This is a genomic window from Alteromonas sp. 5NW40-0090 (genome assembly GCF_057552975.1).
Genome location: NZ_BAAJLT010000004.1, coordinates 19,600 through 45,234, shown reverse-complemented (window position 1 = coordinate 45,234; position 25,635 = coordinate 19,600). Strand labels below are relative to the sequence as shown.

The window sequence follows — 25,635 nt, the reverse complement described above, 5'->3', positions numbered from 1 at the left end:
ATCTTCTCCTTACACGCTTTTGGCTGGATGGTGACGTTTGCCATTTGTAGCGAACGTGTTTGCTGACAGAGAACTAGGTGTTGCTGTATCTGGGATTTCGCGAATGGGTATTACATTATTTTGTTTGTGGCGTTCTCCAAGTGGCTGGTACTGCTTTTTCTGCCCATGGCGGTCGGTATATGTCAGAGGTTTCAATATATGTTCATCGCGCTCGGCGTTGTGCTTGCACATAGAGATGGGGCCATCTGCGGTCATAACCATGAATGAACACGCATCAATTCTGTCTTGCTGAAGGGCGTTGGCATCCATAAAGTTCTGAACAAAAAACGACAATTTGTGCACACGTCCTTTGCTTTTGAAAAGGCTGCTACGCATTTCAAACAGCTTCAATGAGGTCGCTTTTGCAAGCTTCCAAATCCACTTTGGCCTAGCAATCAGTGCTTTACTGTAATCCCATAAAATCTTTGCCATGCCGTGCTGTCGAGTTGTTTGTATGTGCTTAAAATCCTCAATGAACTGCGCAAATAAGTGTGCATCATCAACGACGGAATAGACCTGTTTATTAGCCACTAACGTTGGCATGTAGCTATGACAGTCGTGATGCCCAATACGTACTTTTTCCCACGGCAGCGCTTTGCTAATTGTTTTTTCTATAGCGGCTTTCACCGTTACGGGGTCAATTACATCAGCTCTTGCTCCCCATTCCCCTCGGCCTGTTTCTGCCTGTAGCTGAAACGAGGCGAAACTTACGGCGTCTGCATTCTGCACAAAAAAATCCACCAGCATGGGAAGCGCTTTGAAATTGTCGGTGTGCACGGTGGTGTTAAAAATAATCATAAGCCCCAAGCCTTTGGCCCGTTCTATGTATTCTTCGCGAATAGCATTTAGCGATGCTTCTTCAGCGAAACCTTTACGTTCTTGGGTGGTATCAACGTGAAAAGCGACATCGTTTAAGCCGACTTTAGCTAACGCAGCAAGCAGGTCACGGGAGGCAGCAATACCGTTGGTAAACAGTGCAGTGTGTAAGCCGAGCTTATTGGCATATTCAACAATTTCAATTAGCTCGCTGCGCTTTCTTAACGTAGGGTCTCCACCGGTTATTTGTACACTGGTACCAGGACCATAGTGACGAAGGACATTGTCTAATCGCTTAAACACTTCTTGAATGGGAATGTCGCGAACCGCTTGCGAATGCTCAGATAAATAGCATAAGGTGCAATCAAGATTACACTTTTGCGTGATTTCAACAGCAACACAACCTATGGTGTGCGTGCGGCCCAGCAGCTGATTTGGGGTGAAATGTTCACCCATGCGTTTTTGGGTATGAAGAAGTTGTTGATTTCTAGTGATACCAGGGGAGCACGCCATGTCAATGCGCCTTTTTCGAACTACACAGTATCAACAAAGACCTATTACATATAAAAATACTTTCACGGCGTGCCGTTTTTTTGCACTAGTTTTATTGTCATGCAACGCACTCGCTTCTTCTGAAACAACTGAAAACCAATCGCTATTCACAACAACGTCGACTTCGTTCGAAGAAGTAAAAAGCCGTGTTTTTTCAGATCCCTATTCGGCGCTACCGCAATATGAAGTGTCGCGGAAACACTTCGATGCTGACGGTGAAAATCTGCTGCTAAGTCACGCTAAAAGAACCCTTTCTTCCAACGCAAATTTTATAGAATTAGGTACCAAGCATAAGCTACTTCAAGCTAATGGTATTTGCTTCGCTGGCACATGGAAAATTAATCACAGCAGCCCTTATTCGGGGCTTTTTCAAGCACGCACAAACGTGCCGGTTATTGTAAGAGCGTCAGTCAGCTTGAGCGGTACAAAGCAGCGAGATAAGCGTGCTTTTGGTATGGCAATCAAGCTTTTCCCCAATACTCAAAGTACGGTTACTGAAAACATATTTTTAATGCACTCGCTGGGTGGCACTAAAACCCAGCACGTGGCCAACTTACCTATGACCAACGAGCCCGCTCTGGGCGAATTGCCGCCTTTCAGTCAATTGCTCACCGCTTATCGCTTGGAAAGCGATCTTGAAGAAGCAGATCAAGCGTTTAGCGGAAAAAATGCGAATGCGCGTTTCAGACCTGTTTCACATTTGGCAGAAGTATTGCTCCCCAACGACGAAATAGCGAATAACGTGAGGCAAGGTCCTTACTGGCTAAAAGCGTCGTTAAAACCTGATACACCGCTAGTGAATAAAGATGACTTTAGGGATGAATTGTCGTTGCAGCATTACCCAAATAAGACGCTATCTTGGGTTTTATCTGCTGCCAATTTTAACGATGCAGGAATAGATAAAGCCCAATGGCAAGAGATAGGTGAAATGACATTGACTGAATCTGTGGCCTCCCTTACCTGCGACACGAAACTTCACTTTAATCACCCTGCAATCAAATGACGCTAAGCAATTCCGTTTAAACGGGTAAACCTCGCGTTAGAGTGTTTTTACTGCCTATTGAGATTACCGTATAGTGAGCAATGTTTTCATTGTTTTAGTATTAGTGTTGTTTCATGTCCGGTACCTTTCGCAAGAACAGTCGCAAATACAGCCGCAGTATTCACTTGTGGCTGTCGCTGGTTATTTTTATTCCTGTGATCATTGTTATTGCGAGCGGTTTATTATTGCAGGTTAAAAAAGAATTCGACTGGATCCAACCACCAACACAAAAAGTGCAGAATACCCAAACCAACGGGCCTACGATTTCCTTCGACGAAGTGCTACACGCTGTAAAACAAGTGCCTGAGGTTAGTTTAAACAGCTGGGACGATATAGACCGATTAGACGTGCGCCCCACAAAAGGCGTCATTAAAGTGCGAGGGAAGAACCATTGGGAAGTTCAACTGAACGCACAAAATGGTGATGTACTTCAGGTTGCGTACCGACGCACAGACACCATTGAAGCTATCCATGACGGTAGCTGGTTCTTTGAGGGCGCTAAGCTATGGCTGTTTTTGCCAGCTGCCCTGATGCTTTTTGTGCTGTGGGTAACGGGCCTTGTTATGCTTTACACCACCATGAAAAGTAAATATCGAAAGAACAAATTTCGTCAGCCCTTAAACAACTCATAACAGATAAGTTATCGCCAGTTGAACACTTTCGCCCTGCGCAAATGCCGCTTTGTCATCAGCACTGGTGTAATACTGTTGATTGGTTAAGTTGCGCCAGCTAGCTTGAAGTTGAACCCGCTCGTTTAACTGCCAATCAGCGCCCATGTCCAGCGTAAATACCTCATCAAGAGCTCGCTCTCCGTCAGCAATCTCCGTCTTACTTGCACGATAGGCAAATACCGTAAAAAACCGCACAGCTTGCCATTGAACACCTAAATCAAGCCTCTGACTGTTTGCAGGTATATCTGCGATGCTATTACCCAAGTCGTTTTCACCGCTAATCCACATTCCGCTAAGTCGAGCGTCTAATGCGTCATCGTGCGATTGCCAACTAAGTTGATAGCTCACCCCCTCTATCGTTGCACGGTCTAAATTAGAATATTGAAGCACATCTTCAGCAACCATAATGCGTTCAATATAGTTATCAATTTTCTGTTTAAACACCTCTATCGAGCCTTGCAGTTGCTCACTGCTGTAAGCAATACTGGCTTGCATATTTAACGCTTGCTCTGTTTCAAGCTTTAGGCTTCCCAACACGGTACCGCGAGGCGTTTCGCCAGCGAAGAAACGTTCAGTTAAAGACGGATTACGAAACGCGCTAGACACATACACACCGGCCGCCCAATGCTGAGAAAGCTGATAATTTGCGCCTAAATACCCGCTTAGATTAGTGTTAGTCTGAGCAGTGCTAGATTGGAGTGTATTGACACCTGAATCATCAGACTGGTGCTGCCAGTCAACCCGTGCGCCAAGGGCAAGCGACAAGTTTTGCCACTGACGTGAGGCATCAGCAACCGCTGCGGTATTAATCTCGCTTGCATCCAGAGTACGCACTTCATAAGCAAGTTCTGATGCAAATGCATTTGTTATTTCACTAGCCGTTGTGACGTTAGGTGATGCGCTTTCCGTTGGTGTTAATGTGAATTCTCTCTCATCTGCCACTACGCCGTCTCGACCAGTAACTTGTAGCTGCCAGTTCAAATCCCAGTCTTTCAGCTGCGTATCTGTGCTTATGTTAAACCCATAGTCAAACGCCTTGTTTTCGCTGTTGTTGATGCGGCTTTCTGGTCGCAACACTGAGGTGTCTAGGCTAGATTTATGCCACCAGAGATTTCCAGTAAATAGATGACTTTCAAACGCTATTTTGCCAAGCCAGTGCGTGTTGTCTGGGTAGGTGGTTATTCTACTTTCTGGGAAGTCACTGCTCGACTTACCAATGTCGTTATTATCAGAATAAAGCGTCCATGCCTCTTTTATGACGCTATCTACCGGCCTGTGTCTAACAAATAGCCCTGATTGTTCGAATTGATCAAACAGCGAGCCCCCGTTCGCATCTTCTCCATTGTCGGCGCTTCTGTATGAAATGTTCCAGTCTGTCTCGCTCTCTTCAGTTAGGCTGTTGCTAGCGTTTGCACGGCGTGTGCTGTCAGCATAGCTCAGCGCCTTCATTTGTTGATTGCTGCTGTAGCCAACGCGTAGGTGAGGCTTTTGAATTTCCCCAAGATGCAAGTTCACCGCGCCACCTATCGCTCCCGAGCCTAGGTAAGTGGAAGCGGCGCCTGGTAATACAGATACTGTTGAAATAAAGTCAGGTGGAATAAAGCCTATGCTAGACCCTGCACGCCTGTCGCTCACGATCGGTACGCCGTCTAGCAGGGTTTGAATTCTCCACCGCGAATACCCTCGGATACTGATGCTTTGTATTTGCCCGCCCTGCCCATTTAACGACACGGAAGGAGATTGAAGTAAGACATCATTGGTATGTAACGGCGCTACTAGGCCACTTTTATCAAACTCATGTTGCGGAAAAATGCGCGAGAGCGTTTCGTCGTAATAGGGTCGTGCAGCCGTTACTGTGTAGCGCTCTACCTCCTTGAGCGATTCACCTTGGGCAACGCTAAAAGATGATGTAAGCAGTAAAGGTAGTGCTGCAATAGATACCGATAGACCAGACGAGGTTTTAGAAGACACTGAAAAACTTGAACCTAGTAAAAAAGAAAACAATGATGATCTCACTACGCGATGCATACCTGTGAAAATAAGTGTGCACCGAAAAAGTTGGCAAAGAAAATGAAAAACGCGGCAGTAAAGCTACTGCCGCGTATTAAGCACAATAATGAGTGACCGCTATTTAGCGATTACAGGAAGCCCCGTAGTCCATGGACCACCCGCATCAAGCACTGCCTGCTGCAGCTTCGGTACAGCGGTGTTTTGCAAAGTGCCGATGCGCGTTACTACGCCATCTAAACTGTCCTCTGCATAGCCAAGCTGCTCCTTGTGCTGCTGTGTCGGGCCGTAAGAAGAGCCCAACGCAGAACGCGCATAGCGCAGGCGACTCATAATATTTGCCGGCTTGATCCCCATTTTATCGCGAGATTTAAGACCATAAAACGCTCTATTCACTTCGCTTATTTCATCTTGAATAGCAGCAAACTGCGCTTCAAGTTTAGCCACATCATTTGGAGTGCGGTCGATAGCCGTTCGCAATAGTGCCATTGTATCTTTAAGCTGCGTTAGCACGGTAGTAGAAGAGAGTGCTCGTTTTTGGGCGCTGCTTACCTCGTCTGAGTACGCAGCTATTTCTTCATAACTCGCCCCTTCAAGCGCGCCCTGATAAATTGGCTGTAGTTCAAACGAAACAGGTTCAGAAAGTGGCGTAACCATAGCACCAACACGCTTAAATAAAGTAGCGGTATAGGTGCCTGGCAGTGCCATTAAACCTCTGTCCTTACTTTCTTTATCAGTAAGCGGCGTTGTTGACGTATGCTTCATATCCCAGGTGATGCGATGTAAGCCTTTTTTCACTTTACCCTCTACACGCTTTATAACGTCGCCTTCGCTGTCTTTTATTTCAACGTAAATAGCGGGTGCCGCCTCTTGATTTTCAGCCTCAACGGCCTCCCAGCTTGGATATTTAGGGTACTTCTTATCTTCAATTAGCTTTTTCTCTGTTTCCTGGCGTTTGTCTTTTGCCGTAAGCAAGCTGTCTTTCAGATAATAGGTAAACGTTGCGCCGTGCTCGGGGTTCTCGGCCACAAAGCGATCGTCGCCGTCAGAGTCTGTGTGGTTATCATCTAACTGGAACCATTTGACCGGGCGGCTTGGGGCAAACAAGATAGCCTCTTGCTGCATTGACTTTTCGGTTAACGAACGCAGTGGCGCGTAGTCATCAAGAATGTAAATTCCTCGACCAAACGTACCTGCCACCAGGTCATTCTCACGACGTTGAATTTTCACATCTCGGGTTGAAATGGTCGGCATACCGCCGTCTAACTCAACCCAGTCTTTACCGCCATCTACCGAGAAAAACACACCGAACTCAGTACCGATAAACAACAAGTCCTTATTTACGTGGTCTTGCACTATGCGCCAAACCAGGTGCTTTTCAGGTAAATCTTTTGCTAATGAAGTCCAGCTTTTGCCTAAGTTAGTCGACTTGATTAAATAAGGCTTGTAGTCGCCGTATTTATGATTATCAAGGGCAACGTATACAGTATTGGGGTCAAACAAATCTGCGCGAATATCGTTCACGTAAGAATTGGCTGGAATGCCCTTAATGTCATCTAGCTCAATCTTTTTCCAAGATTTACCACCGTTTGTGGTTACTTGAATAATACCGTCGTCGGTACCCGCCCACAGTATATTCTCGTCAACCGGGCTTTCAGCAAAGTTAGCAATGGTGTGAAATTCGGTCATGGCGTACAGGTCCCAACCGGCTTCTACTGACCACGTGCGCCCCATCAGCGGCGAATGCATGCGATTGCCATTTTTAGTCAGATCGCCCGACACCGCAGTCCAGCTATCACCGCGGTCATCGCTTCGCCAAACCCGCTGTGAAGCAAAGTAAATACGCGCTGGGTCGTGTGCCGACACATTAATTGGTGCATCCCAGTTGTATCGCTCTGCCGGGTCTCCTGGCAGTGGCTGAGGCTTAATATAAACCCCTTCACGGGTTTTCATATCGACGCGGGTCAAGTTTCCCTGCTGCCATTGCGAATACATAATATCCGGGTTGCCGGGCTCTGTCGCAGGGCCATGCCCGTCGCCACCTAGGGTTAAGAACCAGTCTTTGTTCTTTATTCCTTCCTCTCGCATGGTGCGCGAAGGACCGCCTTGGGTAGAGTTATCCTGTGCGCCTGCATAAACCTTATAAAACGGCTTAGAATCGTCTAGCGCTACTTTATAAAATTGCGTAAGTGGTAAGTTCGCCATAAAGCGCCAGTTCGCCATTCTGTCGTGAGACATATAGATACCACCGTCAGACCCCATCAATACAAAATCTGGGTCTGTAGGATGGAACGCCATGGCGTGGTCGTCTACGTGCTTGCGTTTAGTGTTGATGGGCGTCCACGTTTTGCCGCCGTCATCCGACACTTTGCTGTAGTTACTGGCAATATAAACACGGTCAAACTGATGTTGGTCAGCGAATATTTCCTGATAGTAGTGAGGGCCTGTGCCACCGCCTACTTCATCTGACATTTTAGTCCAGCTAGCGCCTTGGTCGGCTGAACGGTAGAAGCCACCACCGCGATTGTCGGTTTCAATGGTGGCATAAATTACATCTGGGTTCATGGGTGATATGGCCATTCCAATTTTACCCATGTTACCTTCTGGCAAGCCTGTTTTAAGTTCAATCCAAGTTTCGCCGCCGTCATTAGAAGTATGAATACCAGCACCTTCGTTAGTACCCACATAAGCGCCAATTGAACGCTGACGTGCCCATGTTGCAGCATAAAGTTTGTCTGGATTACGCGGGTCAATTAGTAATGACGTTACCCCGGTCCATTCGTCAGCCGGCTTAAGCACTTGCTTCCACGTTTCACCGCCATCGGTCGTCTTATAAAGCCCACGCTCACCGCCGCCACTCCACAACGGCCCTTGGGCAGATACCCATACAATATCTGGGTTTGTAGGGTGAATAATAATGTCAGAAACGTGCTCTGACTTCTTCAGCCCCATATTCTTCCAGCTTTGACCACCATCTAGCGATTTATATACGCCGTCGCCAAAGCTAATGTGACGGCCACCATTATTTTCACCCGTCCCCACCCAAATGATGTTTGAATTACTTGGCGCAATCGTTACATCACCGATAGAGTAAACAGGCTGGTCGTCGAAAATTGGTGCCCAGGTCGTGCCCGCATTGGTGGTTTTCCATACGCCACCTGAACCGACCGCGGTATACCAGGTTGAGGGATTATTCTGGTCAATTGCAATATCAGCGATACGCCCAGACATGTACGCAGGCCCAATGTTTCTAAGCTCCATGGCTTTGAATGTTGAACTGCTGAAAATACCGTCTTTGTCGTCTTTATCGTCTTTGTCTGCGTAGGTGGGTGAGCATGAAAGCGCAATCGATACCGCAACTGCCGCTTTAAGAAGCTTCTTCATTATTATTATCCAATGTGTGTTGGTAGAGCATTTTGCTCTGTTTAACTTATAGTATTATCAGTTATAGCATTACTAACAAATGCTTGAAGTTACAATGTAACCCACGACCAATTACCCATTACAAAAGTTAAAAATGAAGTTGCTTCCCTGTGAATGGGTGAGGTACTAAAAAGTTACGATTTCATCGTTAATGAGATGTCCAACAATCAAACTTTGCTCAGCGTCCACAAAGGCGCTGTCGATAGCATTAAAGCGTGCAGTTGTTACCTTACGATAGTTTGGGTGAGTATAGATATAGGTTTGCTTGGTCTTAAGCGCCTCTACCACACGCTCTGCAAGTACCCTTGCCGGAATCCCCGACTCGACCGCCTTGGTGGCTGCTTGAGCGCCAGCCTTAAGTTTTTCTTTATCAATGCGTTTTTCAGCTGCTATTGCGTATTTTTGCTGCCTATTCCTATACGACTCGTGAATGCGGGTTTTCACGAATGCTGGGCATAATACCGAAGTATGGATGCCAAAAGGCTTCAGTTCTGGTACCCAGCTTTCTGTCATTGAAACTACCGCGGCTTTGGATGCGCAGTAGGCCGCCGCATATGGCATACCCATCATTCCCGCCATTGACGCCACGTTTAGTACCCAACCACCTTCGCCGTGCTCTTTGATTGCTGGCACGCATGCTTGTGCGCCATAGAGTACGCCCATAACGTTGACGTCCATTACCCAGCGCCAAGTCTCATGCTCCGAATCTTCGACTTTCCCCGGCGTACCGCCAACGCCAGCATTATTGATGACCATATGAACCTTGCCAAATTTCTCTTTGGCGTTAGCTACAATATCTTCCCACTGAGCGTAATCGGTAACATCAAGGGCGCAAGTCAATACATCGAAACCTTTCTCTCGTAAATCATTGCCCGACTCGGCTAATGCAGTATTATCAATATCGCCCATGACGATATTCATACCCTGCCTTGCCAATGCCTCTGCCAGCGCTAACCCTATGCCGCCAGCGGCGCCAGAAATAATAGCGGTCTTACCCGTAAATTCGTTAGACATCTTACTCTCCTGTTATTGTTATTGCGCCGCGGGCCCTTTGGCAAAGCCATTTCAATGAGGAATTAGAAATCGCCTATCTCACTCAATTAGCGCTTATCTACACACTTAGATTAGGGGTAACAGGATGGGGAAAATACTTTATTTGGCTAATTTGAATAGCTTCATGAAATTAATAAGGCAGGTTAAACACAAAAAGCGGAGAAGTAAAAAGGGCAGTGACTGATCCTGCCCTTTGCTTAAATAGAGTACCTCTTGCCCGTGCTCAGTTCATTTACTTCGCCGGCATGACATAAACCTCGCGAACGCAGGCTGACTCTTCTGCGCTTAAGGCAAATAATACCGATTTTGCGATATCCGCTGGTTGAAGCTTATCTTCCTTAGGTTCATCGAAAAATGGCGTATTCACCATGCCAGGGCAAATAGTTGTGCAGCGGCCGCCCCACTCTCGCATTTCTTCGGCGAGATTCTGACCGAAACCATAAGCAAACCACTTACTTGCCCCATATACAGAGCCTTTCAGGGCTATTCGACCGGCGACAGAAGACGTAATAATGAAGTGGCCTTGCGTATCGCGCAGGTACGGTAAGCCTGCTTTTGCAGTATAAAGTAATCCATTTACGTTTGCGCCCAGCATACCATCCCAGTCTTCCACGTCACCCTTTTCAATGCCGGCGGCTTTCGCGCCGCGCCCTGCATTGGCGAAAATGCCGTCAATGCGACCGAAATGTTTGCTCACCTTTTTAAAGGCCGTGTCGACATCGTTAAAATCGCTTACGTCAGCTTTTACAGCAAATGCATTATTGTTGCCAAGCTCTTCAACTAAGGCACGCAGTTTGTCCTCACTCCTTGCTATAAGGGCAACGTTAAAATCGTTATTTACCAGTTGCTTTGCCGTTTCTTTGCCAATGCCGCTGGAAGCTCCCGTTATCGCGATAACCTTTTTATTTGTAGCTGCGGTGGACATACACTTCCTCCTTTTTATTGGGCAACCATTTCACTAATTTTGTCTACGAAAGCTGGAATATCATCTGGGTTTCTACTGGTCACCAGTTTTGCATGGGTCACCACTTCCTCATCAACCCAAATCGCACCAGCATTTTTCAGGTCTGTTTGAATACTAGGGAAAGAAGTGAGTGTTGCGCCTTTCGCTAACCCAGACTCCACCAGCAACCATGGACCATGACAGATAGCACCTATTGCTTTAATACTTGCCGCGCAGTTTGCACTCTTGATGAAGGCAACTGCATCTTCGTTGGTACGCAGCACATCGGGATTGATTTGACCGCCAGGTAGCACAAGGGCATCGTAATCTTGAGGATTAACAGACGTAACTTGTTTATCAACATTGACGTCCTTCCCCAAATTGTCTTCATCCCACGCTTTAATTGTCGTCTGATCATCAATAGATAGCACATCAACGTCAGCACCTTGCTCAACAAACATGTCTCTTGGTTGAATCAACTCACTTTGCTCAAAACCATTGGTTGCCAAAATAGCGATTTTCTTGCCTTTTAGGTTTTGGGTATTGCTCATAATGTTCACTCCTTTTGAAAGACGAAATGTAAGCTAGTAAAAACAGGGGTCGCCACACGACAGGAATAACTGTCCGCCTACCACCTTTAGCAAACCCCATCAGGTGAACGCGTTAGTTTGTGCATGGCATAACCTAGCTCTTACTACCTAGCTACGATGCTGTTGGAGGTGCAAATTACAAACCACCCGAAAAAAACATAACAAAACATTGATTTTATGAGAATAAACGCAAAAAAAGAAATCTCACCAACGCAAATGGTCACGCACATATTCAGATTTTGTGAACGATTTACAGAGCGCCTTTCTCGCTCCTTTTTTAAAGTGATGTAAGCCGACAGCGAAGTTTTCATGTATCAAGCTTTAAGAGTTTTATCGTTTAGGCAAGGCATGAGGACACATGAGCAAGGAACGTTTCAACCAGGCTAAATCTGCATTCGAACTTTCTTTGAAAAGTTGGTGGAATATTTTAAAACGAATCTTCACCAGCCTTCAAAAAGACAACATTCCTCTAATCTCTGCTGGTGTCGCCTTCTACTGTTTACTGGCTATTTTCCCACTACTGGGGGCTACCATTTCTTTGTATGGTCTTGCTGTTTCACCTAGTGAACTACAAAACCACATGGCCCTGCTGGTAAACGTAGTGCCAAATGACAGCCGGTATATTATTGAAGAACAGCTCAAAAACTTAACCGAGAAGTCGAATACTTCACTGGGTTGGAGTTTTTTATTTACTCTGCTCCTGTCACTGTGGAGTAGCAGTAAAGGTGCTAACGCACTGATAAAGGCATGTAATATCACATACAGTGAAGCGGAAGGCAGAAGCTTTTTAAAAGGTATTTTGGCACGTATTACCTGCACTATCTTTATGATCCTTACCGTCATCGTATCCCTAGGCTGTATTACTATTTTACCCGAAACTATAAGTTGGATGACGTCGAATACTGTTGATTCTAAGCAAGCAATGTGGGTGACATGGCCTGTGATGTTAGCGCTGTTTAACATTGCACTATCGGCCTTGTACCGATATGCCCCTCACCGAAAAGAAGCGCAGTGGCGCTGGGTAACGCCGGGCTCCGTATTTGCTACCATCTTGTGGGTGGTCGCCTCATATGGCTTTTCGATATACCTAAATGAATTTGGAAGCTATAACAAAACCTACGGCTCTGTAGGTGGCATTATTATCTTGCTTATGTGGCTATATTTAACGGCCTATATCATTTTAATTGGTGCTGAAGTGAATTCATCTATCGAGCTTCAAACCAGTGCTGACAGCACCGTGGGTGAAGATAAACCAATGGGTGAAAGGGACGCATTTGTGGCCGACCACACGCCAGATGATTTAAGGCGCTAACTAAACCCATTTTTTAAAGGTTGCCAACTGTTAGGGCCGTAGTTTATTGGTTTTCCTGCTTGCTTTCGTATTAATATCTACCCTTTCAGCACTTATAACTAATGGAAAATAGCGAAGTTACGTGGCAAGCGAATAAAATCTAACCCTAAATACAGTTACAACGTTTTTTTGAATTCCCTATATTGCTTTCTACCCAATGTTGGGTTGAATTTTAAAAGGAATTTGAAAAATGCAAGAACTTACACTTAATGAAATTACCTACGTATCAGGTGGTTGTGAAGAGCACTGCTGGGGTGACTTTAGCTGGGGAGGCTTTTGGGCCTCAGTAGGTGCTGGCGCCATAGGTGGAGCAGCTGCTGGCTTGGGCGGCGCTGCCTTGGGCGGCTTATCTAGCGGTTTAGGTTACGCTGGTGGCAAAATAGGCGACAAAATGTCAGAACGCACTACTGAAACTGACGAATAAAAAACGGAGGCTTTTTGCCTCCACTTCAAGGAACTTTTTAATGAATATCTCAATCCTGCAAATAGTTAAGTATATTGCTTATATGCTCTCAATTATTGTTTTAATCGTTTTTTCGCTAAACGCTACCACACATTATTTCAGTCTAAATGGACGTACAGAAATAGTCGTGACATCAATACTTGTTTTCATTATTTCACTGCTGTGTACCCTGGGTGCAAAAAAGCTAAAAGTTTTCCCAAAACGAAAAGTAGAGCAATAACCGCGTCTATTCCTTTCAGGTTCATGCAACCTACTTTGTCGGATCTAGATTTTTCAATTTTGGGCGGTTTTGCCCTATTCGATTAAGGTAGCGTTCAAGTGTCAGCGGAGTAGTTGGCTTTACGATTCCCCCCAACCATCGCATCAAAAAAAGAGTTGAGAATACACTTTTGCCATTTTTCTTCACTAGTTCGCCATAATAGCTGTTCAAAATTCGCCCTAATCAAAGTGTTTAATTATAAGCATCGTCAGATAAAACGAGCTTACTTCATGCCATTTCCTAAAACACCCAAGCGTGACTATTTCAATCCGTCCACTGCATACAAACCTTGGTTTAAAGAGCGGTCGACTGCGTCACGAGCGTTTAACCACAAACTGCTTATTCTTGTTTCTTTTCTATGTTTTTTGCTTGGACTGGTGGTCAGCCCGCTAAGTCGCGCTGAGTCTGGCGAATTGACGCTGCAAAGTGTGGACGGTGAGTCTTCCCCCGCTTTATTGCATTCAACTGACGTTGATTTACAGGTTAACGGCATGATTGCGCACGTAACCTATTCTCAAAAATTCACTAACACCAGTAATGAATGGATGCATGCCGTTTACACTTTTCCGCTTAATGAAAACGCAGCGATTAACAGTATGGAAATGCTTATAGGAGACAGAATAATCCGGGGGCAAATTAAGCCGAAAGCAGAAGCGAAAGAAGCATTTGAAGCGGCAAAAAAAGCTGGAAAGAAAGCCAGCTTAACAGCGCAACAACGCCCAAATTTATTCACCCAGCAGGTCGCGAATATAGCGCCGGGTGAGGAAATAACGGTGACACTTCAGTATGTCCAACAGGTAGACTACCGCGATGAAAAATTTACTTTTCACTTGCCAACTACGCTCACTCCTCGCTATTCGCCCGGCATTCCGCTAAATCAGTTTAACGAGAATATAGAGGCTGAAATATCAGGTACTGGCTGGGGAGAGCCCACAGATCAGGTACCCGATGCCAGAACCATCACACCTTATATGAGAGAAGGCAATGAAGGCCCGCAACTTACGTTCAACGCAACACTCAATGCCGGTTTAACGCTTAATAGCGTCACTAGCAGAAATCACCGTGTGAATTGGTCAGAATCGACAGGTAATTATCTTGTCACCTTTAATCAAAGCAATATCAAAATGGACCGAGACATTTGGCTAGAGTGGCAGCCTACGCCCTCTAGTGCACCACAAGCAGCCATTTTCACTGAATCGAAAGGTCAGCATGACTACGCCCTTGTTATGCTAATGCCGCCACAAGTGAAGAGCCAAGATTTACAGGATTTTGATCGCGATATCACCTTCGTTATCGACACGTCAGGCTCTATGGGTGGTCGCCCAATTGTCGATGCAAAAGAGAGTTTACAATTAGCGATAGACCGCTTGAGTGAGAAAGACCGATTCAATGTTGTTGCGTTTAACAATGATACCACCCGTTTGTTTGAAACCTCCGTAGAGGGAACAACACGAAACAAGCAATATGCGAGAGATTTTGTAAAGCGGCTGAATGCAGGGGGCGGCACTGAAATGGCACCAGCCCTTAATGCCGCACTTAAGCGTACGACAGCAGAAAACTTTATAAAACAAATTGTCTTTATTACTGATGGTGCAGTAGGCAATGAAGCCGCATTGTTTTCGCAAATAAAGAACGAACTGGGTGATGCGCGCCTTTTTACAGTAGGCATAGGCAGTGCGCCTAATAGTTATTTTATGACCAGAGCCGCTCAGTTTGGTCGCGGAAGCTATGTATTTGTTAGCAATACGGCAGATATTAAACAGCAAATGGATAGCTTGCTTTATAAGTTAGAAAGCCCTGTGTTGAGTGATTTAAGCCTCACTCTTCCGGCTGGCTATGCACAGTCAGCCGAGATTTACCCTTCTAAGATCCCTGATTTATACGCAGGTATTCCATTGCTTCTGAATGTGAAACTGCCTCATAACGCCGGTAAAAGCGGAAAAATAACTCTTCAAGGCGCACTAGTAGACAAGCAGGGCACTACTCGCGAGTGGACCCGTTCGGTAGCAATATCGCCAACGTCGACAGGTTCTACTCAACACCTTGGCGTAGCGACTGCTTGGGCAAGAAAGAAAGTGGCGGCGTTAATGGATGAAAAAGCGTTAGGGCGAAATATAGATGAAGTAAAACAGGACATACTTGCTATAGCCCTGCCCCATAAACTTATAACAGAGTTCACCAGCTTCGTTGCTATTGAAGAAAAAATAGCAAATACACAGCGCATACCGTCTTCCACCGAAAACGTAAGAAACCGAATGCCACAGGGAACGCAATTCAGACAAATCAGTTACCCCCAAACCGCAGCGGGTGTATCTGAGCATGTCGTCCTAGGCGTGATTGCAATGCTTTTATTGTCGCTTTTTCACAGCGTTGCCTTTTTGCGAAAAAAGGGGTGTCGTGGTTAGCGCTGTATTTTCACCTCTTGATTTTTTGCATTTCTTTATTTTCTGCATTTCTTTTCTTTTTGGCTGAATATTGCTTGGACAAACAATGATTAAATACTCTTTTACCATTATCTTAGTCTTGATCGCCACGGCCAGCTTTGGCAAAGCTGGCTGGATATTACTGAAAGCTGAACTCGCGCAGTATTTGATTCAATCTTCGTGGGAAGAAACGCTAACCACTGGCGCTAACCAGAAACCTTGGCGTTGGTCTGATACTTGGCCAGTGGGCAAACTAGTTCATGCCAAAAGCGAAACACAGTTGTACGTACTAGAAGGTGCACAGGGAAATGCCCTTGCATTTGGCCCAGGTCATCATACCGACTCGCCCCCACTCGGACAGAGTGGAAGTGTGATTGGCGGTCACAGAGACACCCACTTCACCTTTTTAAAAAACGTGAGAACTAGAGATATTATGCAATTACAGTTGCCGAACTCACAGTGGGTAACCTATCGGGTTGTATCGAAGACGATAGTCGATGACGCCTCGGCAATGAAAGTAGATGTAAATGGTCAGCGGCTCTATTTAGTTACCTGCTACCCATTTAATGCGGTATCAACTCAAAGTAATTTGCGCCTTGTTGTTGAGCTGGTCGAAACTGAAAGCCAGCGAACCTAAATAGGTTCGCCCGCAATTAATTAGCCGCTTTTCTAAAGAGGAATACGCTGTACAAGGCAGATGAAACAAAGAGTGTTGTACCTGTTTTCTAGCGAGTAACGGAATTAACACGCCTAAGTGCGGCTTTTTCGGTTTCACTTAAAAAAGCAATTGCTAGCGCGTTCTCTTGCGCTTGTTGAATATGAGAAGGCATAAGGCCAGCTTGCTTAGCTGCAATGGAGAATTCGTGATCAAGCTCTACTCCTTGAACTGCCGGGTCGTCGGTATTCAGGCAGGCGAGTATGCCGTGATCCAAAAAGGTTGTTAACGGGTGCTCAGTTAATGATGTGACCGTGTTCGTCAATACGTTGCTGGTTAAACAGCTTTCAATACCAATACGGTTGTCGCGCAAATAGTCCATTAACTTAGCATCATTGATGGCATTAACGCCGTGCCCTATTCGCACAGCCCCTAAGTCGTTAATGGCTTGCCAAATACTCTGCGGGCCTTCTGCTTCACCTGCATGAATTGTTATAGGCAGCCCTTCGCGGCGTACTTTTGTAAAGTGCTCTATGAACATGTTGCCAGGAAAGCCTTTTTCATCCCCCGCCAAATCAATTGCAGCTATATGCTCTTTACAGGCCAAGATTGAATCTAGCTCATGCTGACATACTTTTGCGCCATAAGAACGCGACATAATACCGATAAGATTAACTTTAACATCGTGATCTTTAGCTGCGCTTTTTACACCGTCTATCACGGCCTCAACCACACCTTGAGTTGGTAGCCCGTGACTTTCACCCATAAAATAAGGACTAAAACGCAGCTCTGTGTAGTCAATACCCTGCTTAGCCGCATCTTCTACATTCTCTATTGCTACCCTTTTGCAGGCGTCGAGACTGCCTAACACCTTAACGCCCCAAGTAAGCTTATCTAAAAATGACACCAAATCGGGGGCGATCTTCATTACTTGAACATGCGGTCGCAAGCCTTCTAACGAATAAGCTGGCAAACAAATGTTAAATTGCTGACCAAGCTCCAGAATGGTTTGCAGACGCACATTGCCATCTAAATGACGATGTAAATCAAGTAATGGAAAGTTTTTATTTATCATGGAAATACGATGAGTTAAGGCGTAAGCCCTACTATACCACTTGGCGCAGCAAACCTCGCTTTCTTGCAGAAAATAACTTTTTTATAGCGGGACAAAACAGTGCTTTTTTTGAAACAAAATTTGTTTTAAGTTCGCTCTTGGCATCTAACTTCACTCTATCGATGCTTTTCTTGATTACTTTTCATAACTTTCAATAGCAACGAGCCAGTTGCTCGTTGGCGTGCGCCTTGTCACACAGGCTAAATACCACCATAGAGCAACAGGCCTCTTCATTATCACCAAAAAACACTAACAGGAACACAGTCATGTGCGGAAAATGTATAGAAGGCAGCTATTTAGCAGGCTGGCGTAATGGCGTGTATTCATTCGAATATATGCAAGAAGAACCCGATTTTATGGGGAAAGATGTAAAGGCAGCCCACAGCTTGGTGGAAGCGGTATGCTCATTAGGTTCTTCGCTCAATGAGCTCCACAAACTTGGATTAGCGGACTCGCCAATGATAGCTTGGGCAGGATGGATTTATTCGAGAAACGAATCGCACACCCAAATCGATTTAACACGGCATGACGACGTTCTCAAATATCAGAGGGCCTTACGTCATTCAAAAGAAAGTAAATGGTCTGAGATTAATACCCTCTACCCGAACATTGCGAAGTTTTTAAATAACCTAACGCTTCAAGACATTGCTAATACCCTCGATGAAACGCTTCTCGATGAAATCGAGACATGCCTTCTTGCTCTTCATGGTAACGGGTATTACACCTTTGAATTCGTAGAGTCTATGTTCGCTGCTGAAGGGCTATTCCCCATTATTGAGCTTACTGATACTGCAAAGCCGTCACTGTTTGTTGACCATGCACTTGAAATATTCTTACTAACCGAACATCTTTTACACTTTCGCCCATTGTCTTGGGCGCTTCGTGTGGCGTTAACTGTTGACTTAACGTGCGATTTCGACAGCTTTCATATGGCGTGGCGTCGATACACCGCTAACCGCGTTTTAAACGCGCTTCTAATAAATCGCAATTTGAAAGGTGTGCACGCGTTAGCAAGTACACTTGAACTCAATACCGTTCACGCTATATGTCAGCGGAACGTAGCGAATAAACACTTACTTACTCAGCTATTAAGCGTCGTAAACAACTGTAAAGGAGACACTTATATTGAACCTAAACGTCTAGCCGCGCACATCACTTCATTGATCTCAGTGTAAATGCTTACTCCTTACACTTTGATATTTTAAGATAGGGTGACTTGGTGAATGGTTAAGTACAGCGCGTTATGACAGTCAAATACGTGCGAATCTAACTTAATCATTATAAGACGCGATGAAATGCAGTGCTCGATATCATAGAGAACTTTTGGCATGCCTTACCAAGAAAAACGCCTTGGTAAGGCTATTCGCATTACATTTCTTTTTTAAGGGTTTTCGCAACCGCTAAAACTAAGTCTGCCGACGGGCGAACTTTGAAGTCTGGGTTAACATAGCTAAACAAAACCTGCCCTTTTTTATTGAGCATGAAGATGCTGGGTGCCGGTAAAACACTATTACCGCTTTCATCTTTTGTTAAGTTTATGCCATAGGTTTTGTACTTTAACTCAGTCACAGTATCTAAATAGAAACCAACGCCGAACTCGCGAATAGCGTCTAGTTTGTCGTCGGATAAAAGCGTAACCAAGAATTCTGTTTCAAGCTTTTGCTCTTGCAAGCGCTCTGGTGATTCAGGTGAAATGGCCAAAATCTGATAGCCCATATCCACCAAGTCTTTTTCAATATCTTTAAGCTGGGCAAGCTGCTCATTACAATATGGGCACCACCCGCCGCGATAAAAAAGTACAATGCTGGGCTTTTGCATGGTAAGCGCTTGTAAGCTTACTGGAGAGCCATCTGCCATTTTAAGTGTTGTTTTAGGCGCCATTTGACCATTAAGCAACGGCGTTACTGAATCTGCATCTTCTGCAATAGTGCCGCGCTCCAAAGCATACGCATTTGATGCGCCTGCTATACAGGCGAACATTAACATCGCCATAGCCACTAGTCTCTTCATTAACCCTCTCCGTTTTCATTTTTGTTTGTTTAGTTTTTGGTTATCCGCGCTTTGCGCGATGTCCAATATGACCGAGAAGCTTCACTAGAAATTTCGCGTTCCAATAAATAAACCTACAAATACTTATAATGGGCGCTACTCACCTACAGCGAAATCTGCTTTTTACTGCTACTATAGCGCCAAAACTTGCTATGCCACTTTTTCACATAGCACACGGGGTTAACTTCAAGCCCTCTAAGAACAAAGCAGGAACACCATGGCTCTTAAAGCGACCATTTTTAAAGCTGACATATCCATAACGGATATGGATCGCAATTACTATAACGACCACAACCTTACTATTGCCCGTCACCCTTCTGAAAATGACGAGCGAATGATGCTTCGCGTGGTTGCATTTATTGTTAACGCTCATGAACGCCTGCAGTTTACCAAAGGGCTGTCTGACGACGACGTTCCAGATTTATGGCAAAAGAGTTTTAGCGATGAAATAGAGCTGTGGATTGAGTTAGGCCAACCCTCTGAACAGCGCATCAAAAAGGGCTGCAATCAAAGCCAACAAATGATGATTTATTCCTACGCCGACAACAGCTTCGACGCGTGGTGGAAGAAAGAACATAACAAGCTACAAACCAAAAAGAACTTATCAGTTTTTACTTTGCCTGAGTCGCTTGCCACTACTCTGGCCAATGCTGTTCATCGCTCTATGCAAATACAGGTTACTATTCAAGATGGGCAAATGTGGCTAACTATTGAAGGTGCAGATGTCACCGAGAGCGTTGAAGTGTCTATAGAGAAACATTTGTAATGAAAAAACTCTCTGCCGTTCAACTCAAACAGCAAGCACTGGTCTTTAGTGTAGCCGATAGCCTTGAAGCACAAGCGCTTGAAGAGTTAAATGGTATGCAACAGTGTTGGTTTGACGTTCAGTATCACCAATTCCCCGGCTCGTTACTGCTTCGCTTTCAATTCGAAAATGAAGAAGCGGTGTCAAACGCTGAACCTGAGCTAAAGAAGTGGCAGCGAAAATTAAGCGCAGCGCTACTTAAAAAAGGCGTCGTGTTGAAGGATATGCGCCGGCACCTCGTGTTTACCACACAAGGCCCAGAAGCGTAGCCTTGTTCAACTTCGCTGTACAATATCTCAACAATCCGCATGCAGTTTTGCCAGGTAAATGTTTGGTTATAATCCTTTCATTTTTCGGTATAAAGTCTACTTACACTTTATCAGGTAAGTAGGCTAGACTGGTCTCGTCGAATATTCAGCTTGCCGAATATGACAATAAAACGGCAAGCGTCTTGAACGTATACAATGGATATTTGAACACACCATGTTGACCGGCTTTGAAACAAGCCACTATCCCAGCAAAAGGAGCTTCACAATGAAAACTAAAGCAATGGCGTTAGCACTGTTACTGTCTTTAATGGGCTGTACTGAGTCTAGCGAAGAGACGAAAAGCGAAGTAAAAAAAGAGATGGAAAAAGCGGGCGAAGCGACAGCTGACGCCTATGACAGCGCAAAAGAAAGTGCTGCAGATTCTTGGGATAAAACCAAAGACGCGAGCTCTGAAGCTTACGAAGAAGGTAAAGAAATGGCTTCTGATGCCTTTGATGACGGCAAAGAGATGGCTTCAGACGCATACGAAGATGGCAAGAAAATGGCCTCTGACGCATACGACGCAACGGCTGAGAAAGCAGGCGAATTTAAAGACGCCGCAGCGAAGAAAGCTTATGAAGCTTGCGTAAAAATGAAAGAGCAAATGGGCGGTGACGTTAGCGAGTGCGACGATTAATTTAATCTTCCAGCGAAAAACAAATTTGAAAGCGAACCTTCGGGTTCGCTTTTTTGTTGGTGTTTAATCAAACAAAAGTGAGTCATTCACGCTATTCACACCCGGCTAAAATCACAGCATCTGGTGTTATAGTTAAAGGTGCGACCCTAAGCAGCGTATTAATACCTAAAATATTGTTTCCTTTGGGAAGCACGGCCACTTCCACTGGCCCCACTTCGCACGTATTTCCTATACGAACCGAGTTTAATTGATACTGAGATATTTTAACGATCTTTCCATTTGCCATTCTGGCAGCAGAGGTTCTGGTGGCAAGAAGCTTTTGATTTCTTGTTAGCGCGTCGAACGTAGCTTGATTGAGGGTTAACAAGCTTGAACCCGTGTCTAATAGAAACGAAGCCTTTATGTTCGATTCTAGGGTCGCTTCTAGATACAGTGTTCCGCCTTTGCTTTGTGAAAGAGGAATATTTTGCTCTATCGCTGACACGGCAGATGTGCACGCTAACCAAAAATTTAGCAGAACAAATAAGGGGATTTTAAATTTTACACTCACCGCACATACACCCTTTGTCGACACTTTACATAGGTGTTGATTGACAGCAAGATAAAGACCAAAGGGTAAATGATTGATTTTACCGAAACTCTACAATACCAGACGGCGCTATAGCACCATAACAGTGCACAAACTCATCCATTTCGCACCATCGTTAAACACTCCGTTTTCAACGCAGTAGCTTCTCTTTCAACCGCACTCCATTCTCTTGATTACTCAAATTCTCTATATCCAATTAGGTGATAGCAATCACCTATCACCAATCGTCATTGTTTAGAACATTTTTGGTCATACAATAGACTAAAGTAGCAATTCAATGAGAGGACACAACATGAAATTACGCTATGTATTGGGTTCATTAATTACGGCTGTCTCGCTTGGCTTTTCTGCAAACGCAGCACAAGCTATGACATCTTCAACTGATGAAACGGTTGATGTACAAGTAGTTGATTATTCAGGAAAGCCGCCATTTAAACGCAAGATAGTAAGCTTATCGGTTAACGATGTAGCACAATTGGAATCAGTAGGACAAGAAGCAATTGAATACGTAGAAGTGAAAGAAGTCATCATGCGCGGTAAACCACCGTATCGCAGAGTGACAACAATGATGCCCGTGTATGACGTTGCCCAACTTGAAATGCTAGAAGAGCAAACTGACACGCAAAAACGCGGTACTCGCCCGCCGTTCAAACGCCACTAACCGCGCTTTCTATTACCAATAGTATTGCACCAAAGCGATTCACTTTTGCCTGAGTGAGTCGCTTTTTTTGTGCATACTTGTTTACGCCATTTTCTATTTCGATGCATATAACACGCCCTAGTTAGTGCGTTTTTATTTTTAATAACCCGTCACTAACGATAAAGTAGTAAAAAAGCAGAAAAAAGAGATGATAAATGCAGCCTCACGACCATTCTCCGCTCAGTGATTTTATTGAGTACCCTGAAGAGAAAATGCTTTCTCGAAGCGAAGATTTTTTGAAAACCATGCAGCGTCGCCACAGTGTTCGTCACTTTAGTGACAAGTACGTTGATAAAGCGGTAATTGAAAACTGTATTTTGACTGCTGGCACTGCACCTAGTGGAGCGAATCATCAGCCTTGGCATTTTGCCGCCATTCAGTCGCCCGAAGTAAAACAACAAATACGCGAACAGGCTGAAGCGCATGAGCGCGGTTTTTATAATGGGCGTGCTGGGCAACAGTGGCTAGATGACCTAAAGCCGTTAGGCACTGACGCAAGTAAACCTTATCTGGACACCGCGCCTTGGCTTATTGCGGTATTCAGTCAAAAGTTTGGAGAGACAGAAACGGGCGAAAAAAGCCAAAACTACTATGTGCACGAATCGGTGGGTATCGCGGTGGGTATGCTTATTACCTCACTTCACAACGCAGGTTTGGCAACCTTGACCCACACACCAAAGCCAATGAATTTTTTAACCGAGGTCTGTCAACGGCCTGATAACGAGCGCGCTTACATGCTTATTATTGCAGGCTATCCGGCGGACAACGCCACAATTCCTGCACACGCAATGCAGAAAAAGTCGCTTAGCGAGATAGCGAGCTTTCTTTAAATGTAAAAAGTGCGCAGTGCTTGAGCATATAAAGTAAACCAAGTATTTAAAACGGCATAACTAATAAAAGCTTTGTCATAGACATGAGAGTCGCAGCACTTATAATGCGCCCTCGTTATTAAGGGCTGCGACCTTTTCTTTACGAATTTCGGTCAACCACGTTTAACAGTCCCTCGGAGCTCGTATCCTCATGTCATCGCGTCACACATTCTCTCCACAACTTCCTTTTTTACTATTAAGTCTATTAACTGGCCTAACATCATCTTTTGTTACGCCACTGATGAGCTATTTCCTCATCGATGAGATCAACGTTGAGCCCATTTATATAAGTATTTATATGGTGTCCGTTACGCTGTCAGGGTTGGTGATCAGTCAGTACCTAGGGCATTTGGCAGACAAAGGTTTTAACGCAAATAGCCTTTACGGGCTAACCATGATTTGCGTGGGCATTGCCATGGTCGCCTTTATCTTTAGCAATCAGTTTTGGCACGTATTTCTTGCTGGCGTTTTGTTTATGTCGGTGGGCGCTGGAGCCGTGTCTCAAATGTTGACCGTTTCGGGATTATGGGCAAAAAACCAAGACATCGACTTAGCCGCATTTAACTCAAAAGTTCGCGCTGCCATTTCTCTCGCTTGGGTAGTAGGTCCGCCGCTGGCGTTTACGCTGGTTGCCAATTTTGGCTTCGCGGCTTCCTTCTCGGTGGCAATTGCATGCGTGATTGTTGCAACGCTTTTTGTCGTGAACGTTGTGCCGCCTCAAAAAGCCAATCAACAGTCACTCACTACAACGCTTAAAGGCTCGCTATCACTGCCGTTTTGGCTTGTTGGTTTAGCCATACTTGCCGGAATGGCAGGCAATGTCATGTATTTATCCTCCATGCCCTTGTACGTTATGAATGAGCTAGGGTTGCCGGAAAATTTGCCTGGGCTAATGATGGGGGTTGTGGCCGCACTTGAAATACCTACCATGCTGCTAGCAGCCAAATTAGCCCGACGCTTCCCACCTGCGGGTATCATGGCTGTGGCGTTTATTTTCGGCTGTTGCTTTTACGTTGGCGTGTACTTTTCTCAGTCAAGCTGGGAGTTATTGACCCTTCAAATACTGAACGCGCTGTTCTACGGTTTATATGCCGGTATTGGATTGACCTTACTGCAACAACAAGCACCCGACTTAACTGGATTCACTTCAGCGTTTTATTCAAACGCCACTCGGGTGGGTATGATGCTAGGCACCATTGGCGCAGGTACCGTGGCTCAATTCTTTAGCTTTAGAGACGCCACTATTGGGTCGTTGTGTATTGCCATATTCGGCTTAAACGTGATGCTGGTATTCATGTTTGTAAAGCGTCGAGTACATGGCTGAAGAGCTACCCAACCTCATTGATTGGATTACACGCAAAACTCAATCAAAATGCGATACCGCTTAATACGCAATGTAGCTCAAGTCGATAGCAGTTCATCCGTAGGAAAAAAGTGACCGTTCGAGATCACTTTGCCTGACATTGACCACACCAATAAAGACGTCGCCCGTTATACGTTTGGCGTTTAATTGGAGTAGCGCAGACTCTACAAGGCTGCTCTTCCCTGTCGAACACCATAAATCGCGTACCTTCAAAGTTAACGCCCTTTGCTTCAAGCACTTCGCGTAGTTCTGTGTACACGGTATAACCGCCGGTTTCATAGCTGCGTTTGCATATGGCTAAGGTATGATGTGATAAGCTGCGCAGCTGCCCATCATCTAATTGAGAAGGTTTGAGTGATGGGTGAACGCCTGCAGCAAAAAGGATTTCACTGCGAAGGTAATTTCCTAGTCCTGCCATAAAGCGCTGATCTAGGTATAAGCCGCTAAGTGCTCGGTTATAGAATGCTTTTGAACGTAGTCGTTCCAACACCAGCTCTTCTGTTACCGAATTGTTGAGTACATCAGGCCCTACCCGCTGCAAAAAAGGATGTTCATGAATGGTTTGTGTTGGCCAAATACTAATGTCCGACGCGCTATACAAAATAGCACTGTGTGTTTCGGTATGAAGCCCTACTCTTAATTGACGTTTAGTATCAGGCATTTCATTGCGCTTGCAGGTATGCCACACACCATAAAGCTGATTGTGTGAATACATAGAAAGCCCACTACTAAAATGGGTGATTAGCGCCTTGCCACGGGTTTCCATACGCAAGACTTTTTCGCCTTCCAGCTGCTTAGCATAGGGTTTAAGGTGCGCTAACCCAAACTCTACTTTTTCTAAGGGAGTATCTTTAGTTACTGCTTCGACTTTGTCTGCAGCACGACGAATTTCAGGACCTTCAGGCATGTTGCTC

The 25,635-nt window shown here is 45.1% G+C and carries 23 protein-coding genes; 13 read left to right on the top strand and 10 right to left on the bottom strand.

What is annotated here, in order from left to right; genetic code table 11:
• Window positions 1-9: 9 nt before the first annotated feature.
• A complete protein-coding gene (locus AC27KT_RS05910) occupies window positions 10-1,368 on the bottom strand; it encodes a radical SAM protein (RefSeq protein WP_487128236.1) in 1,359 nt (452 codons plus the stop codon).
• On the opposite strand from AC27KT_RS05910, the gene AC27KT_RS05905 reads away from it, so the two are divergent.
• Together AC27KT_RS05905 and AC27KT_RS05900 are read left to right on the top strand one after the other, a co-directional pair.
• Window positions 1,367-2,410, top strand: coding sequence for a hypothetical protein (locus AC27KT_RS05905; protein WP_487128234.1), 1,044 nt, complete (start codon window positions 1,367-1,369; stop codon window positions 2,408-2,410). The genes AC27KT_RS05910 and AC27KT_RS05905 overlap by 2 nt on opposite strands.
• Before the next feature lie 113 nt (window positions 2,411-2,523).
• Window positions 2,524-3,081: a PepSY domain-containing protein gene (locus AC27KT_RS05900; protein WP_487128232.1), complete on the top strand. Its 558-nt coding sequence runs from the start codon at window positions 2,524-2,526 to the stop codon at window positions 3,079-3,081.
• On the opposite strand, the gene AC27KT_RS05895 is transcribed toward AC27KT_RS05900, so the two are convergent.
• From AC27KT_RS05895 to AC27KT_RS05875, 5 genes are all read right to left on the bottom strand, one after another.
• Entirely contained in the window at window positions 3,076-5,091 is a 2,016-nt protein-coding gene (locus AC27KT_RS05895) for a TonB-dependent receptor (RefSeq protein WP_487128230.1), read from the bottom strand. The two genes, AC27KT_RS05900 and AC27KT_RS05895, sit on opposite strands and share 6 nt — an antisense overlap.
• Window positions 5,092-5,247: 156 nt before the next feature.
• A complete protein-coding gene (locus AC27KT_RS05890; RefSeq protein WP_487128228.1) occupies window positions 5,248-8,511 on the bottom strand; it encodes a VPS10 domain-containing protein in 3,264 nt (1,087 codons plus the stop codon).
• A 165-nt stretch (window positions 8,512-8,676) separates the two neighbouring features.
• Window positions 8,677-9,564 carry an SDR family NAD(P)-dependent oxidoreductase gene (locus AC27KT_RS05885; protein WP_487128226.1) on the bottom strand — a complete coding sequence of 296 codons (888 nt, stop codon included), beginning with the start codon at window positions 9,562-9,564 and terminating at the stop codon, window positions 8,677-8,679.
• A gap of 271 nt (window positions 9,565-9,835) precedes the next feature.
• The gene (locus AC27KT_RS05880; protein ID WP_487128224.1) at window positions 9,836-10,528 is read right to left on the bottom strand and encodes an SDR family oxidoreductase; all 693 of its coding nucleotides are present in this window, start codon (window positions 10,526-10,528) and stop codon (window positions 9,836-9,838) included.
• Between the two features lie 14 nt (window positions 10,529-10,542).
• Complete coding sequence (locus tag AC27KT_RS05875; protein ID WP_487128222.1) at window positions 10,543-11,097, bottom strand: type 1 glutamine amidotransferase domain-containing protein; 555 nt, start codon at window positions 11,095-11,097, stop codon at window positions 10,543-10,545.
• A 397-nt stretch (window positions 11,098-11,494) separates the two neighbouring features.
• Between AC27KT_RS05875 and AC27KT_RS05870 the strand changes: the two genes are divergently transcribed.
• The 4 genes from AC27KT_RS05870 to AC27KT_RS05855 all read left to right on the top strand — a co-directional run bounded on the left by AC27KT_RS05870 (window position 11,495) and on the right by AC27KT_RS05855 (window position 16,269).
• Window positions 11,495-12,448: a YihY/virulence factor BrkB family protein gene (locus AC27KT_RS05870; protein ID WP_487128220.1), complete on the top strand. Its 954-nt coding sequence runs from the start codon at window positions 11,495-11,497 to the stop codon at window positions 12,446-12,448.
• Window positions 12,449-12,677: 229 nt separating this feature from the next.
• Window positions 12,678-12,911, top strand: coding sequence for a hypothetical protein (locus tag AC27KT_RS05865; RefSeq protein ID WP_487128218.1), 234 nt, complete (start codon window positions 12,678-12,680; stop codon window positions 12,909-12,911).
• A gap of 528 nt (window positions 12,912-13,439) precedes the next feature.
• Window positions 13,440-15,614: a marine proteobacterial sortase target protein gene (locus tag AC27KT_RS05860; protein ID WP_487128216.1), complete on the top strand. Its 2,175-nt coding sequence runs from the start codon at window positions 13,440-13,442 to the stop codon at window positions 15,612-15,614.
• A gap of 85 nt (window positions 15,615-15,699) precedes the next feature.
• A complete protein-coding gene (locus AC27KT_RS05855; RefSeq protein ID WP_487128214.1) occupies window positions 15,700-16,269 on the top strand; it encodes a class GN sortase in 570 nt (189 codons plus the stop codon).
• An 88-nt stretch (window positions 16,270-16,357) separates the two neighbouring features.
• Here AC27KT_RS05855 and add read toward each other — a convergent pair whose 3' ends face one another.
• Window positions 16,358-17,362: an adenosine deaminase gene (gene add, locus AC27KT_RS05850; protein ID WP_487128212.1), complete on the bottom strand. Its 1,005-nt coding sequence runs from the start codon at window positions 17,360-17,362 to the stop codon at window positions 16,358-16,360.
• Window positions 17,363-17,667: 305 nt separating this feature from the next.
• Between add and AC27KT_RS05845 the strand changes: the two genes are divergently transcribed.
• A complete protein-coding gene (locus AC27KT_RS05845) occupies window positions 17,668-18,576 on the top strand; it encodes a hypothetical protein (protein WP_487128210.1) in 909 nt (302 codons plus the stop codon).
• Between the two features lie 193 nt (window positions 18,577-18,769).
• Here AC27KT_RS05845 and AC27KT_RS05840 read toward each other — a convergent pair whose 3' ends face one another.
• Entirely contained in the window at window positions 18,770-19,411 is a 642-nt protein-coding gene (locus AC27KT_RS05840; RefSeq protein ID WP_487128208.1) for a peroxiredoxin-like family protein, read from the bottom strand.
• Between the two features lie 256 nt (window positions 19,412-19,667).
• Here AC27KT_RS05840 and AC27KT_RS05835 point away from each other — a divergent pair, with 256 nt between their 5' ends.
• The 3 genes from AC27KT_RS05835 to AC27KT_RS05825 all read left to right on the top strand — a co-directional run bounded on the left by AC27KT_RS05835 (window position 19,668) and on the right by AC27KT_RS05825 (window position 21,200).
• Complete coding sequence (locus AC27KT_RS05835) at window positions 19,668-20,216, top strand: YaeQ family protein (RefSeq protein WP_014979959.1); 549 nt, start codon at window positions 19,668-19,670, stop codon at window positions 20,214-20,216.
• The gene (locus AC27KT_RS05830; RefSeq protein WP_061095647.1) at window positions 20,216-20,524 is read left to right on the top strand and encodes a hypothetical protein; all 309 of its coding nucleotides are present in this window, start codon (window positions 20,216-20,218) and stop codon (window positions 20,522-20,524) included. The genes AC27KT_RS05835 and AC27KT_RS05830 overlap by 1 nt, the downstream gene beginning before the upstream one ends.
• 265 nt (window positions 20,525-20,789) lie before the next feature.
• Entirely contained in the window at window positions 20,790-21,200 is a 411-nt protein-coding gene (locus AC27KT_RS05825; RefSeq protein WP_039228102.1) for a late embryogenesis abundant protein, read from the top strand.
• Between the two features lie 91 nt (window positions 21,201-21,291).
• Here AC27KT_RS05825 and AC27KT_RS05820 read toward each other — a convergent pair whose 3' ends face one another.
• Window positions 21,292-21,750 (bottom strand): aspartyl protease family protein, encoded by a 459-nt coding sequence (locus tag AC27KT_RS05820; RefSeq protein WP_487128205.1) that lies wholly within the window; start codon window positions 21,748-21,750, stop codon window positions 21,292-21,294.
• Between the two features lie 331 nt (window positions 21,751-22,081).
• Between AC27KT_RS05820 and AC27KT_RS05815 the strand changes: the two genes are divergently transcribed.
• The 3 genes from AC27KT_RS05815 to AC27KT_RS05805 all read left to right on the top strand — a co-directional run bounded on the left by AC27KT_RS05815 (window position 22,082) and on the right by AC27KT_RS05805 (window position 24,682).
• The gene (locus tag AC27KT_RS05815; RefSeq protein WP_014977175.1) at window positions 22,082-22,450 is read left to right on the top strand and encodes a hypothetical protein; all 369 of its coding nucleotides are present in this window, start codon (window positions 22,082-22,084) and stop codon (window positions 22,448-22,450) included.
• 194 nt (window positions 22,451-22,644) lie between these two features.
• The gene (locus tag AC27KT_RS05810; RefSeq protein WP_487128202.1) at window positions 22,645-23,319 is read left to right on the top strand and encodes a nitroreductase family protein; all 675 of its coding nucleotides are present in this window, start codon (window positions 22,645-22,647) and stop codon (window positions 23,317-23,319) included.
• 190 nt (window positions 23,320-23,509) lie between these two features.
• Entirely contained in the window at window positions 23,510-24,682 is a 1,173-nt protein-coding gene (locus tag AC27KT_RS05805; protein WP_487128200.1) for a sugar efflux transporter, read from the top strand.
• Between the two features lie 124 nt (window positions 24,683-24,806).
• Here the strand turns inward: AC27KT_RS05805 and nei are convergent, their stop codons facing one another.
• A complete protein-coding gene (gene nei / locus AC27KT_RS05800) occupies window positions 24,807-25,628 on the bottom strand; it encodes an endonuclease VIII (RefSeq protein WP_487128198.1) in 822 nt (273 codons plus the stop codon).
• Window positions 25,629-25,635: the final 7 nt, after the last annotated feature.